The organism is Tenacibaculum larymnensis (assembly GCF_028829235.1).
GTDB lineage: Bacteria > Bacteroidota > Bacteroidia > Flavobacteriales > Flavobacteriaceae > Polaribacter > Polaribacter larymnensis.
In genome coordinates, this window is sequence record NZ_JAIWJY010000005.1 from 115,870 (window position 1) to 130,466 (window position 14,597).

Genomic DNA, 14,597 nt, shown 5'->3' on the forward strand with positions numbered 1-14,597 from the left:
AGTTATTTCTTTGATTAAAGGTTTTAATATTTTCTTTTAGCTAGAAGTAGCCATTTGTTGTTGAAAGGTTAATACAATAAATTCTGCAGGACGTACGATTGCTACTTTTACTGTTACATTCATAAAACCATTTAAAATATCTTCAGAAGTCATTGTGGTTCCTAACCCACACTCTACAGAAAAAGCATCAGAAGCACTCGCTCCTTGTAAACCTCCTTGTTTCCATATTCCATTTAAAAAACTTCCAATCATTGCTTTTACCGCTTCCCATGTATTTTTATCATTAGGAGCAAATACATACGCGTTTGCAGCTAGCTTACAAGATTGTTCCAAAAAAATCATTGTTCTTCTTACTGATAAATACCTCCAATCTTTACTATTTCCATCTAACGTTCTTGCTCCCCATATTAAGATCCCCAATCCATTAAAAAATCGAATAGCATTGATAGATTTTCCTGAAATTGCATCTACATTTAAATCAGCTTGTTGTGTCTCTGATAAGCTAATTGGTAAGTTTACCGCATCAACCATTGAAGTATTTGCTGGTGATTGCCATGGACCAACTTGATTATCTACTGTTGTTATTACTCCCGCCATACCTCCACTAGGTGGCAATAAGTTTGCGTCTTGTAATACTTTAGCTATAATAGTACTATAGGTCGGACTCGCTACTAATAATGAGTTATTATATTGACTAACTGTTAGTGCTTTTCCTCCTGGTGGATTTTGAATATTTGCTATAATAGCATCAACCGTTGCATTAGGGTTATCTGCTGGACTTAAAATATCTTTTAATTGTGATACATCTCCTCCAAAAAGATTTGTGTAATCAATATCTGTAGATTGCATTACCGTTGTTCCTACAAAAGGATAATAAGCTGTACCATAATCTAACCCATTAGACCCTGTACTATTTCGGAATGCTTCAATATCATCCATATACATTAATGGGTCTGGATTATCTCCTCCAATAATATCAAAAATACATACCGCTGTTTGCATTTCTGTTGATTGTAACAGCATAGCTTGCATTAAAGAAGCATTATTTTCTACTGATAATAATGTTGCCTCTGGACATATATACATCGTTGGTTCCTGCTCTTGCTTAAGTAATGCTAAACCATCTGTTAATTGATTAATTTGAACATTAGGGTTTACTACTTGTTCACCTATAGTGGCTGGACCTCCTGATGGTTCTCCATAAGATCCTACCGAAACAATATATGCATCTCCTCCTCCATTATCATAAAACAACTTTATGCTATTATACAGATAGTAAACTGTATTAGGGTCTGGTAGAATTGAATAAAAAGTATTCCCTATCATCATATAGTCTCCTTGTGTGGGTTGACTATCTTGTTGTACTAAATAATATTCTGGTTCATATTGTTTTGCTGGGTCTGCTGGTGCTGGTGGATTAGGCAAACAAAAAATGGCCTGAAAGTCTGCGAATGACGTTATTTTAGTAGGTACATTCGTGTACGATGTCCCTTCGTACATAGCTTGTGGAGTATATCCAATAAATGCGGGAACTGCTGTAGCAACAGGTACTACTGAATTTCCAAAAGCATTTACTTCATTGATATAAACCCCTGGAGATTTAATGGTTGATAAATTCATAAAACGTTTGGTTATTGTTATTTTTATTTACTCTATATATATACATACATTAAAGAAGCAACTACTGAATTTAATTCGCTTCCCATTATTTTAATAGTATTAGGATTTGGTGTTGGTAATCCTTTACAGACTATCTTTTTCCTATCTACACCGTTTTTCTTGGTAACACTTACCAAATTAAACTGGTATTTTGGAACTTCAGATAGCGGTAGCAATTGTTCTTCTAGTGAAAACTCTTGAGCTTTTTGTCCATTTTGAAGTACTACATCAAAAGGTCCACTAAATTGTTCATCTGATTTTCCTTTTATTGATAAACTTCCTAGATTTTGCTTATTATTATTTACTACAAAATACTTCCACTGTGTTTCTCTAGCTTCAAATTGAATTTTATAGTTAGCTAACTCTTTTTTTTGATCTAACTTCACCAAATCTTCAAATTTTATAGCTACTTTAAAAAGTATATTTACCTCTTGTTTTTTTTTAAAACTTGGAGTCAACAACTTTTCTTTATTAATAGTTACCCCTGATGAGCTACTAAACTCAATAACTCCTATTTTATTTACTGGTAAGTTTGTGTAATGATAAAATTGTTGATTTGTGACAGTGATATTGAAATTAAAAGAATCCTCTCCTGTTGCTAGAGTTATATAATTTAAAAGATTTTCTATTGTATTTTTAGCATCCATATAAAACTCGAAGCCTGTACCTGTGACTTTTAACCTCAAAGAGAATCTTTTAATAATATCCTCTGTTTCTTTTGATGCTATATACAGTAAACCTTTACATATATTATTTTCAAAATAAGTATGCATTACATCTAAACTGAACATTTTATTAAAGCTACTACTATACATCCTTTGAAGTATTAGAGGTTGTTGTAATCTCTGGTGTAAAGCCTTTAACTTCATCTGAAGTAATACTAATCAATTTCATTTTATAGATAACACTTGGCTGATATTTAGCTCCTAATGCACTCCATAAATTATGCATTTGCTGATATCCATCTCCTTTTTCAAACTCAAACTCTAAACGTAAGATACCTTTAGGAATGTTAGATGAAGTATTAGCATCTAATGCTGTATTAATTTGAAAAAATTGTATTGATGTGTTCAAAAACTTTAACACCTCATTATAGTCTTCAAAGTTTGGAGCTATTAATATGTATAAATTATATCGCTCCTCTAATGGTTTACTTACATAATTACCATTACTAGTTCGTTTATTTCGACTGTAGAAAGATTTGACGGTTTCTTGACCTATGTGAATTAATGTTATCACTACCTTATTCTGATTTTCAATAGGTACTGTTCCATTTTGGTCTATAATATTATTAGTTACGACGACATCATCACTTAATCCGAATTTATTTTTTAAAAACTGATTAAGCATATTACTCGTAAACTGTAACGACTTAAAAATCATTGCTTTTCAGGGGACTTTAGTTTGGTTTCTCAAAGTTAAACACAAGAAATAAAGCAACCTAAAAGCTACTATATACAAATCATAGACATCTTTTCAACTTTCTATTTTTACGTAGACAAAACGTAGACATCTAATCTTAAACCAAAAAAAGTGACTCTAAAATAGAGTCACTTTTATAAAGTAATCAGATTATTTTTTTCTAAAAAGAACTAATAAAACTTTTTAAATCTTGTTGTTTTTCTAAAATCATTTTTTTCTTTAAACGGTATTTATGAGTTCGGACACTTTCTCTACTTATTCCTAAAATATATCTTATATCTTCATTAGACATATTCATTTTTAAATAACAGCAATATTTTATATCCTTTACAGTTAAACAAGGAAACTTATTTGATAACTCTTTTATAAAACCAGGATTAATATTTTCAAAATAAACTTTAAAATCATCCCAATGATTTGTTCTAGTATTTAACTTTATATTGTTTATAATAGAATTTAACCTACCTCTTGTTGTATGATCCACTGAAGAGCTCAATTCTTTTATCCGTTCCATCATACTTTTTAACAATGCCTTTTTTTGATCTAACTCTAAAACATAACGAGCTAAGTTTTTATTTTCAATTAAAAAACTTGAATCTTCTCTTATGTTGGTATCTAATCTAGGACTGTGATGCATACAACTAAGAGACAAAATACTTTTCACATTACATAACAAATGCTTATTTCCTAAACTGTTTTCAAGAGTTTGAATCATTATGGGTGTTTTTTCAGATGAAAAATCAACAACCTCATACTGATTAGTCAAACAAAGCACTGGGGCAATAATTTTTGAGCACGAGTTAAAAAAATACTTAATTTCTATATTATTGTTCTTAAAATTAAGAATGATAAGTTTTGGTGTAATTGTATGTAAAAACTCTTTTAATAATTTAATTGAATTCACTGTAACAGTACTATATCCTCGTAAATCAACTAACTCACTTACTATTTTAGAAACAGTATGCGGGGTATCAGAAGCAACTATTATGTAGTTATCTTTTTTCAAAAGCTAATAAAGTATAGATGTATCCTTTTTAAAGTTAACATCATTTAAGTTTGGTTAAAGACTATTTAAGAGTTTTTTTTGCTTTAATCTCATATTCAAAGACTTACTCTTTAAAAATAGTTTATTTCCTAAAATATTTACTATTTTTTTCTTTCAGTGTTAAAAAAAAAGGCAAGAACGTTAAGTAATTGACAACAAAAATTATTTGCTTAATTTTGAACAAAACAAAGTCCTTCTTTTTTGAAAATTTCTGAAACTCACAACGTAAAAAATATAGCAACTCCTATTCGACTACAAGAATATGCTGTTGGAATTTTCAAAACTATTCCTACAAAATCTGGCATAAAAAAAGCCATTAAAAAAGGATTAGTAAACGTTAATGGTAAAACAGCTACAACAGCTTTATATATTAAAGGAGGAGAAACTATTGACTTATTTCAAATAGAAGAAATACTTAAGAAAAAACAATTTAACTTTCCTATAGAAGTTCTTTACGAAGATGACTATTTAGCTATTATTTATAAACCTTCAGGAATCTTAGTAAGTGGGAATTCTTTTGCTACAATTGACAATACTCTTACACAAAACCTACAAAAAAGTACATTAGCTGATGCTACTCGTCCTCGACCAGTTCATCGATTAGACTATCCAACAAGTGGATTATTACTCATTGGAAAAACAACCTCCAGTATTATTACGTTAAACCAACTATTTGAAAAAAAACAAATTCAAAAAACATACTTTGCAATTAGTATTGGAGAAATGCAGAAAAACGGAGAAATTAACCTTCCTATTGAAGACAAAAATGCTTTTACTTCGTTTGAAGTTATTGAAACTGTTGAATCAGCTAGATTTGATTACTTGAACTTAGTTAAATTAACTCCTAAAACTGGAAGAAAACATCAATTACGCAAACATTTGTTTACGATTGGTAATCCAATTTTAGGTGATAAAGAATACTTTATAAAAGATTTGGTTTTAAATGGAAAGGGATTGTTCTTACATGCATCTACCCTATCCTTTACACATCCTTTTACTAAAGAAACAATCAACATCTCGAAAGAACTTCCCAAGAAATTCAAAAAAATATTCCCACAATAAATCTCTTTAAATCATCTATCTTTGCCGCATGCGAATAGATATTATTACGGTTGAACCCGACTTAATAAAAAGCCCATTTGAAAATTCGATGATGAAAAGGGCTATAAATAAAGGACTCGCTGAAGTTCATTTTCATAACCTACGAGAATATGGTTTTGGAAACTATCGTCAAATAGACGATTACCAATTTGGCGGGGGTGCTGGAATGGTTTTAATGATTGAGCCCATTGCAAAATGTATTGAAAAACTTCAATCAGAAAGGATATATGATGAAATCATATATATGACTCCTGATGCTAAAACCCTAAATCAGACTACAGCAAACACTCTTTCATTAAAGGAAAATATTATCATTTTAACAGGACATTATAAAGGTGTTGACCAACGTGTACGTGATAAGTTTGTTACTAAAGAAATATCTATTGGAGATTATGTATTAACTGGAGGAGAATTGGCAGCAGCAGTTTTATGTGATGCTGTTATCCGTTTAATTCCTGGGGTTTTAGGTGATGAAACTTCAGCTTTAACAGATAGTTTTCAAGATAACTTGCTATCACCTCCTGTATATACAAGACCTTCTGAGTATGAAGGAATGAAAGTACCTGATGTATTATTATCGGGTAATTTTCCTAAAATTGAAGAGTGGCGCTCGGAACAAGCATACAAAAGGACAAAAGAAATACGTCCAGATTTGTTAGATTAACTAATAATCAACTATTTATTTATTTTTTTTATCAAAAGAAAAGTTCTAAATTTGCACCCACAAAATCAACCTCTGACGAAAATCGTGAATGTTGCTTTTATACAACCATAAATAACAAAGAAATGGATTTAGTAAAATTTGTTCAAGACGAATTTGTAACAAAAAACGAATTACCAGAATTCGCAGCTGGAGATACTATCACAGTATACTACGAAATTAAAGAAGGTAACAAAACTCGTACTCAGTTTTTTAGAGGAGTTGTTATCCAAAAAAGAGGAAGTGGAGCTTCTGAAACTTTTACTATTAGAAAAATGTCTGGTACTGTAGGTGTTGAGCGTATCTTCCCTATTAACTTACCATCTATCCAAAAGATTGAAATAAACAAAAGAGGTAAAGTACGTAGAGCTCGTATTTACTACTTTAGAGGTCTTACTGGTAAGAAAGCAAGAATTAAAGAAAGAAGACACTAAAAACTTCTTCTCAAAAGAAATTAAAAACACCATGAAAATCATGGTGTTTTTTTATTCACATTTGTTAATAAAGCACCACTCCTAACTTGTTAACAACAAAACACTTAAAATACTAAAAAAGAGATATTTATTTCTTATATTTGGAAAAGAGTTTACAAAGTAAGTGACGTCAGAATTATAGTTGACTATATTAATCACCAAAAAGTAAACCTTTTAAAGTAACGTTCTTTATATATTTTGTTTTTAAACATAATTAAGGCTAAATTCAATCATCATAATTTTTGATTAATTGTAAGTTATTAAATAATTTATAGTTTTCTAGTTATAAGTTTATAAGTATTATTGGTTTATATTTAGCTTAACTAACCTGTTTAAAAACACCGAAGCTTTTGTTTTATAGATGATATAATTTATGGAGCGAAGTTTCTTTTGAGGTAGTAACGTAGTTTTTTCTAAGGAAAAAACATAAACACAGTTTTATTTGATAATGTAGCAATACAATTCAGTACCTCTTACTATTTCAAGAAAGCCATGTCAATTACAAGAAATTGTTTGACATGGCTTTTATTTTTAATAACAAAATCTCCATTCCCGCTCTCTAAATTATCATATTCACAATAAAACACCCTAATTAATAATAATTTACCATCAAAAAACTCACCCGTAATTCTTAAATTTGCATCACTTCAAAATATAATTTAATTTATTACTTATAAATATGAATAAGACTGCTAAAATTATGTACACAAAAACGGATGAAGCCCCAGCGTTAGCTACTCGTTCGTTTTTACCAATCGTAAAAGCTTTTACAAAATCATCTAACATAGAAGTAGAAACCAAAGATATTTCTCTTGCTGGTCGTATTCTTGCTAATTTTTCAGACTTTTTACCTAAAGAGCAACAAGTTGAAGACGCTTTAGCTTTTTTAGGAGATTTAGCAAAAAAACCAGAAGCTAATATTATTAAACTTCCTAACATTTCAGCTTCTGTTCCTCAATTAAAAGCAGCTATAAAAGAACTGCAAGCTTTAGGATATGCTTTACCTGATTATCCAGAAGAAGCTACAACTGATGAAGAAAAAGCGATTTTAGCACGTTATAATAAAGTAAAGGGATCTGCTGTAAACCCTGTTTTACGTGAAGGTAACTCTGACCGTAGAGCTCCTAAAGCTGTAAAAAACTACGCAAAAAAGAATCCTCATTCAATGGGAGCTTGGAGTGCTGACTCTAAAACTCATGTTTCAACAATGACAGAAGGTGATTTTGCTCATAGCGAAAAATCAGTTACTGTACCAAATGCAACTAATATACAAATTGTACATACAGATGCTAACGGAAACAAAACTATATTAAAAGACAACTTATCATTATTAGCGAAAGAAGTTATTGATGCTTCTGTAATGAGTAAAAAAGCACTATTAACTTTCTTAGAAGAACAAGTTAAAGACGCTAACGATAAAGGAATATTATTCTCTTTACATATGAAAGCAACCATGATGAAGGTTTCAGACCCTATTATTTTTGGTCATGCTGTTCGTGTTTTCTTTAAAGATTTATTTGCTAAACATGGCGATACCTTTAAAGAAATAGGTGTAGATGTAAATAACGGTTTTGGTAACTTACTAAGTAATCTTGAAGAGTTATCAGCTGATAAAAAGGCAGAAATTCTAGCAGATATTGAAGCTATTTACACTAGTAACCCTGATGTTGCAATGGTAAATTCTGATAAAGGAATTACCAATTTACATGTTCCTTCTGACGTAATTATTGATGCTTCTATGCCGGCAATGATTCGTACTTCAGGTCAAATGTGGAATAAAGAAGGAAAACCTCAAGATGCTAAAGCTGTAATTCCTGATAGTTCGTATGCTGGTTTATACCAAGAAACTATTGATTTCTGTAAAAAGAATGGTGCTTTTGATCCTACTACAATGGGTACAGTTCCTAACGTAGGTTTAATGGCTCAAAAAGCTGAAGAATATGGTTCTCACGATAAAACATTTGAAATTACTTCTGACGGAAAAGTTGAAGTGATTGACGCCAACGGAACTACTTTATTAGAGCATACTGTTGAAGCTGGTGATATTTGGAGAATGTGTCAAACAAAAGACGCACCTATTCAAGATTGGGTAAAATTAGCTGTTACTCGTGCAAGAGCTACAGGAGCACCTGCAGTTTTTTGGTTAGGTGAAGAAAGAGCTCATGATAGAGAGATTATTAAAAAAGTAGAAAAGTACTTACAAGATCACGATACTACAGGATTAGAAATTAAAATCTTATCTCCAGTAGAAGCTACTAAATATACTCTAGAAAGAGTTAAAGCAGGTAAAGAAACTATTTCTGTGACAGGAAATGTATTACGTGACTACTTAACAGACTTGTTCCCTATTTTAGAATTAGGAACTTCTGCTAAAATGTTATCTATCGTACCATTAATGAATGGTGGTGGATTGTTTGAAACTGGTGCTGGAGGATCTGCTCCAAAACACGTTGAACAATTAGTTGAAGAAAACCACTTACGCTGGGATTCTTTAGGTGAATTTTTAGCTTTAGCTGTTTCTCTAGAACACCTAGGAGAAACAAATGACAACAACAAAGCTAAAATATTAGCAGAAGCTTTAGATGATGCCACAGACAAGTTATTAGACAACAAAAAAGGGCCTTCAAGAAAAACTGGAGAGTTGGACAATAGAGGTTCTCATTTTTATTTAGCTATGTATTGGGCACAAGCTTTAGCTTCTCAAGATAAAGATGCTGATTTAAAAGCTCAGTTCGCTCCTATCGCAGAAAAAATGGTTGCGAATGAAGCTACGATTATTGAAGAATTAAATTCTGTACAAGGTAAAGCTGTAAACATTGGTGGATATTATGAACCTAATAATACTTTAGCTAATGAGGTAATGCAACCAAGCAACACTCTTAATAATATATTACAAAGCATATAATTAAGTAATTATATAAAATTCAAAAGCAGGTGATTTTATCACCTGCTTTTTTGTTTAAACAATTAAACCAAACAAATTATTAAACAATAATGTCCCCCGAATTACTATTTAATTCCCCATAACATTGTTTGGCACATAATTATGACACGACAAAATTATAATTGTCACATTCTAATTTCTTGAAACTTTTAATTAGTAAATTTGAAGCATGAAGTTTACAAAAACAACTGAACAAGACTCTAACTACAATAATTTAGAGAAAATGAGTATTTCTGAATTATTATTTAACATAAATAAAGAAGACAAAACAGTTCCTTTAGCTGTAGAAAAAGCACTTCCCCAAATTGAAAAGCTTACAGAACAAATTGTTCTGAGACTAAAAAAAGGTGGAAGATTATTTTACATTGGTGCTGGTACCAGTGGGCGATTAGGTATTGTTGATGCTAGTGAATGCCCCCCTACTTTTGGTGTTCCACACGAATTAGTTGTTGGACTTATTGCAGGTGGCGATTATGCTATTAGAAAAGCTGTTGAATTTGCTGAAGATTCAACAAATCAAGGATGGAATGATTTACAAGAGCATAAAATATCATCAAAAGATGTTGTTGTAGGAATTGCTGCGTCTGGTACTACTCCTTATGTTATTTCTGCCTTAGAAAAATGCAATGATAATAATATTGTAACAGGCTGTATAACTTGTAATCAAGGGAGCCCCTTAGCATTAACTGCTCAGTTTCCTATTGAAGTAATTGTAGGTCCTGAATTTGTAACAGGAAGTTCCCGAATGAAAGCAGGAACAGCTCAAAAGCTAGTATTAAATATGCTTTCTACAACTAGTATGATTCAATTAGGAAGAGTTAAAGGAAATAAAATGGTTGACATGCAACTATCCAACAACAAATTAGTAGATAGAGGAGAAAAAATGTTAGCTTCTGAATTAAATATCGACCAAAAAACCGCTAGCGATTTATTAAAAAAATACGGAAGTGTTCGTGAAGCCATAAAAAACTTTACTAATGAATAAACCTACTACTTTTGAAACTGGAATAAAAAAACTATTAGTTTTCTTAGGATTACTTATTATTTCTCCCTTAGTTTTAAGTATTGCTTTTAAAGCTTTACGAGCTTTTAAAGAATCTCCTAAAGTTTTTATTGCTTACGGATTGCTTGTAATTGGTATTTTGTTAATACTTTTTACCGTATATTATGGCTTTAAAACATTTAAAACCATATTGGATCACCTTTTCAGCAAATAACTTTTGATTAGAAGCAATTCCATAAAAAAAATAACAGATTGGGAACACTGGCCATCCGCTATGTTTTATCTCCCTAATGTTCCATATGCTTTTTATTTAGCTTATAAAGCAAAACATTTGGCTTTTTTTAGTGCTACTAACCCATGTATAAAAAGCTCTGGAAATGGTACTGAAAGCAAATACGAAACTATATTATTGGTTCCTGAAAAACACCGCCCAAAATCAGTTTTAATTAAACCAAATACTGATTTTGAAATCGTTTGTAAAAATATTCAAGAACAAAAAATCAACTTTCCTTTAATTGCGAAACCTGATATAGGCTTTCGTGGGTTGCTAGTTGAAAAAATAGCATCTAAAGACGCCTTAAAAAACTATCTTGAAAAATATGCTATTGATATTATTATTCAAGAGTTTTTAGATTACGAAAATGAATGTGGTATATTTTATCATAGAAATCCCAAAAATGATTCTGGTAAAATTAGTTCATTAACCTTAAAACGTTTTTTATCTGTTACAGGAGATGGAACCTCCACATTAAAAGAACTTATTCTAGCTGATGAAAGAGCTAAACTATACATAGAGTTATTTTCTAAAATTCATCAAGATAAACTTACAGGAATTCCTGTTAAAAATAAAGTTATTAAACTTACAGCCATAGGTAACCACTCCAAAGGAACACAGTTTATTAACGGTAATCATTTAATAAGTGATAAATTAACTACAACCTTTGACAAATTAAGTAAATCAATACCTGGTTGGTACTATGGCCGAATTGATTTAAAATACAATACTTTTGAAGAATTAGAAGAAGGAATCGATTTTAAGATACTAGAAATAAACGGAATAATAGCAGAGCCTACTCACATTTACGATTCGCAAAATTACACCTACTTAAAAGCCTTAAAAGCTATAAGAACACATTGGAAGTCACTCTTTACTATTGCTATTACAAACCACAGAAACTTTAACACCCCATACAAAGATTCTATAAGCTTTCTTAATGAGATCATTTTATTAAAAAAATATACAAAAAAAATTAAACGTCTATCTAAATAGAAAATCTTTTCTATCTTTGTAAGCGAATACATGTTCATGTATTGTTAAGAATCCCCCCGAGTCTTAAAACCAATTAACTACTCAACTGAATGGAAAGAAGATTACTTTTTTCATTGGTTCTTTTCTGTGCAATAATTCCAACTTTCTCTCAAGTTAAAGTTGGAGAGAATCCTTCTTCTATACATTCAAGCTCTATTTTAGAATTGGAAAGTTCAGACAAGGTATTAGTTATTAGTAGAATGACAGATACTCAAATGAACACTATCCAACCTTTACGAGGTGCCTTAGTTTTCAATACTGATCAAAACTGTGTTTTTATGTATGATGGAACTTCGTGGATAAGCTTATGTGATGGTGATTCTGGAAACACAAGAGAATCTATTAAAGTTACAACCTCTTCTACTGCTCCAACTGACAATAACGTAGGTGATTTTTGGATTAACGATACTCTAAACAATACCACTAGTATTTGGGATGGAACCAATTGGATTTCTATAGATAACAACCCAAGAAAAGGTAACGGAGCTCCTAATGCTAGTACAGCTCCTAACCCAATACCTGGAGATGTTTATGTAGATACAACTACAGGTATAATTTATGCCTACGACGGTACAACATGGGTAACATCTAACTCAACAGCATCTGCTAATAATGGGCTTTTGATAAATGCAAGTAATACTATTCAATTAGGTGGTGTATTAATTCAGCCTACCACAATTGAAACCAATACTACAAACACACTAGCTATTACAGGTTTAGAAAATGGAAATACCACAACTGACGATATAGTTACTGTAGATAGAACTACTGGAGTTTTGAAAAAAGTAACTAGTTCAAACATACTAAGAGAAGAAGTTACAGAAATTACAGCTACAGATGGACAAGTAACCTTTACTGGTCTTACACTATACACAACTGATAAAATTAACGTATACAGAAACGGAGTACGAATAGATTTTACAGTTAATAACGCTACAACAATTACTATAGAACCTGATGCCGTATGCTATGCAGGTGATGAAATACGAATAGTTCAATTATATTAATAAATAACCAATAAAAAAGTTTAATAACGCAATCAATTCTCAAATTATGAAAACAATTACAAACAAATTAAAAGTCGCTTTAGTAGCTGTAGGTTTATTAGCTGTAGGTACTGTTAGTGCTCAGAGAACTGACACTTCTACGAATGCAGGTACAGACTTCACTAAACAAGCTAACACTGTATTAGGTGAAGATGGTGGTTCTGTTAAAGTTGTAGACAACAAAGGAACAATTAAGTATTTACAAGCAAGTAATGGTTTAACTGTATTTACAGATACGGCTCCTAACGGAGGGGTAATTACTACCTGGCAATTAGGAGGTACGTTAACTGACAATACGTACATTACAGCTAGTGCAACTGGAGGTCCAGGTGGTAATCCAGCTGAGTTTGCTCTAAATGGCTTAGAATTAGTAACTGCAGGTACTGCTTCTACAAATGCAGTTGATCGTGGTGCTCATGATGATGGTGCAGGTGCAACTGGTTTTACCGTATTAATTAGAGATGAAGCTACTGGTGCTATCCAGAAAATCGAATTAGCTGACTTGTTTCAAGTTACTGCAATAAGAAGAGAGGCTACTCCTCCAACTAACACTAATAATGGTACTACTGAAACTATAGCTGTTGCTGGTTTACCTGTTATTGACGCTACAAATGAAGCTAAGTTATTTGTCTTCAGAAATGGAGTGAAATTACGTTGGAATACTGATTTCACTGCAACTACAGCTGGATCTATTGATATAAATATCTCCGCTGACTTACCTATTTATGCTGGTGATGTTATTGAAGTTCACTATATTAATTAATTATATTAATGTATAAAAACATTAAACATATTAAAGTATTTATACTAACTTTTGCATTGGTGCTACTAAGCTTTAGCGCCAATGCACAAGAAGTTAGGGTTATTGATAATAAAGGTACTATACAAACAGTTAATAACAATACTGTAACCACCTCTACAACTGCACCAACCCTTCCTCTTGAAAATGATGTTTGGTTTGATACAACCAATAGTCAAATAAAAATATATGATACTGTAGACGGCTGGAAATTAATCACCTCTACATTAGCTTCTCAAAACATCTATACATCCGATGGTACTTTAACAGCAAATCGTAAATTAACCGGTATCAATAATTTTGGATTAACTTTTGAAAACTTAGCTTACTTTCAATTATTTAGTAATAATAGTATTCAAGTATTTAGTAACAATACTATTCAAATGAATGCTATCAACAGTATGCAAATAAGCTCTACAGGAATTGGTAGCACTATTCAGCTTTCATCTGCTGGTACTATACAACTTTCCGCTCCTAGTAACATTATGTTACAAAGCCCTACTGAGTTTAACAATACACTATTAGATGTTAATAATTCTGCTGGATCTTCTGGTCAAATATTAACCTCTACAAGTACAGGTGTAGAATGGGTTAATAACCAACAAAATACTGTAACAAAAACATCAAACTCTTCAACAAGCACACCTGCTACATATTCTTTCCCTGTAGGTTACACCCCTATAGAAAATGATTTTTTTATTTATGAGTTAACCTCAGGTGAACATAGTACCATATATATTTACAATAATGGTATTTGGGAGCAAATAGCCCCAACTAAAGCTTCTAGAATATTCTACCCTCCATCAATCGCAATAGATGCTAGTACAACTGGTTCGGGTAGAACTATCAATTTATATACACAATATACAGCTCAATTTAATAGCCCTGCTATTGGTAGCACTAGTGCACCTGCTACAATACCTACCTATAATGCTGATGAATTATACTACTACGTTACCGATTACGACACATCTATTTTAACTGTTAATAGTATAGATGACAATGGGGTAATGACCTATAGCGTAGACAATGTCCCTACAAACGACAACACTATTATCAATGTTGTTTTTGTAGTTAAGTAAACCTAAAGAGGCAA

14 protein-coding genes are annotated in these 14,597 nt (G+C 31.5%); 10 read left to right on the top strand and 4 right to left on the bottom strand.

Annotated features, from left to right (window positions below):
- Positions 1–36: 36 nt before the first annotated feature.
- The 4 genes from LCI24_RS09260 to LCI24_RS09275 form a co-directional block, all read right to left on the bottom strand.
- Entirely contained in the window at positions 37–1,620 is a 1,584-nt protein-coding gene (locus tag LCI24_RS09260) for a phage tail sheath family protein (protein ID WP_274640127.1), read from the bottom strand.
- Between the two features lie 32 nt (positions 1,621–1,652).
- The gene (locus tag LCI24_RS09265; RefSeq protein ID WP_274640128.1) at positions 1,653–2,450 is read right to left on the bottom strand and encodes a hypothetical protein; all 798 of its coding nucleotides are present in this window, start codon (positions 2,448–2,450) and stop codon (positions 1,653–1,655) included.
- Between the two features lie 16 nt (positions 2,451–2,466).
- Positions 2,467–3,042 (bottom strand): Pvc16 family protein, encoded by a 576-nt coding sequence (locus LCI24_RS09270; RefSeq protein WP_274640129.1) that lies wholly within the window; start codon positions 3,040–3,042, stop codon positions 2,467–2,469.
- Between the two features lie 199 nt (positions 3,043–3,241).
- Positions 3,242–4,087 carry a helix-turn-helix transcriptional regulator gene (locus LCI24_RS09275; protein ID WP_274640130.1) on the bottom strand — a complete coding sequence of 282 codons (846 nt, stop codon included), beginning with the start codon at positions 4,085–4,087 and terminating at the stop codon, positions 3,242–3,244.
- A gap of 240 nt (positions 4,088–4,327) precedes the next feature.
- On the opposite strand from LCI24_RS09275, the gene LCI24_RS09280 reads away from it, so the two are divergent.
- From LCI24_RS09280 to LCI24_RS09325, 10 genes are all read left to right on the top strand, one after another.
- Complete coding sequence (locus tag LCI24_RS09280; RefSeq protein WP_274640131.1) at positions 4,328–5,188, top strand: RluA family pseudouridine synthase; 861 nt, start codon at positions 4,328–4,330, stop codon at positions 5,186–5,188.
- A gap of 28 nt (positions 5,189–5,216) precedes the next feature.
- The gene (trmD, locus tag LCI24_RS09285) at positions 5,217–5,891 is read left to right on the top strand and encodes a tRNA (guanosine(37)-N1)-methyltransferase TrmD (RefSeq protein WP_274640132.1); all 675 of its coding nucleotides are present in this window, start codon (positions 5,217–5,219) and stop codon (positions 5,889–5,891) included.
- Positions 5,892–6,013: 122 nt separating this feature from the next.
- The gene (rplS, locus tag LCI24_RS09290) at positions 6,014–6,361 is read left to right on the top strand and encodes a 50S ribosomal protein L19 (RefSeq protein WP_274640133.1); all 348 of its coding nucleotides are present in this window, start codon (positions 6,014–6,016) and stop codon (positions 6,359–6,361) included.
- A 718-nt stretch (positions 6,362–7,079) separates the two neighbouring features.
- On the top strand, positions 7,080–9,305 hold the full coding sequence (locus tag LCI24_RS09295; protein WP_274640134.1) for an NADP-dependent isocitrate dehydrogenase: 2,226 nt from the start codon (positions 7,080–7,082) through the stop codon (positions 9,303–9,305).
- 208 nt (positions 9,306–9,513) lie between these two features.
- Entirely contained in the window at positions 9,514–10,329 is an 816-nt protein-coding gene (gene murQ / locus LCI24_RS09300) for an N-acetylmuramic acid 6-phosphate etherase (RefSeq protein ID WP_274640135.1), read from the top strand.
- On the top strand, positions 10,322–10,561 hold the full coding sequence (locus LCI24_RS09305; RefSeq protein ID WP_124590151.1) for a DUF6095 family protein: 240 nt from the start codon (positions 10,322–10,324) through the stop codon (positions 10,559–10,561). The genes murQ and LCI24_RS09305 overlap by 8 nt, the downstream gene beginning before the upstream one ends.
- A 3-nt stretch (positions 10,562–10,564) precedes the next feature.
- A complete protein-coding gene (locus LCI24_RS09310) occupies positions 10,565–11,617 on the top strand; it encodes an ATP-grasp domain-containing protein (protein WP_274640136.1) in 1,053 nt (350 codons plus the stop codon).
- Between the two features lie 89 nt (positions 11,618–11,706).
- A complete protein-coding gene (locus LCI24_RS09315; protein ID WP_274640137.1) occupies positions 11,707–12,663 on the top strand; it encodes a hypothetical protein in 957 nt (318 codons plus the stop codon).
- Positions 12,664–12,709: 46 nt separating this feature from the next.
- Complete coding sequence (locus tag LCI24_RS09320; protein WP_274640138.1) at positions 12,710–13,465, top strand: hypothetical protein; 756 nt, start codon at positions 12,710–12,712, stop codon at positions 13,463–13,465.
- 8 nt (positions 13,466–13,473) lie between these two features.
- On the top strand, positions 13,474–14,583 hold the full coding sequence (locus tag LCI24_RS09325) for a hypothetical protein (RefSeq protein WP_274640139.1): 1,110 nt from the start codon (positions 13,474–13,476) through the stop codon (positions 14,581–14,583).
- Positions 14,584–14,597 lie beyond the last annotated feature (14 nt).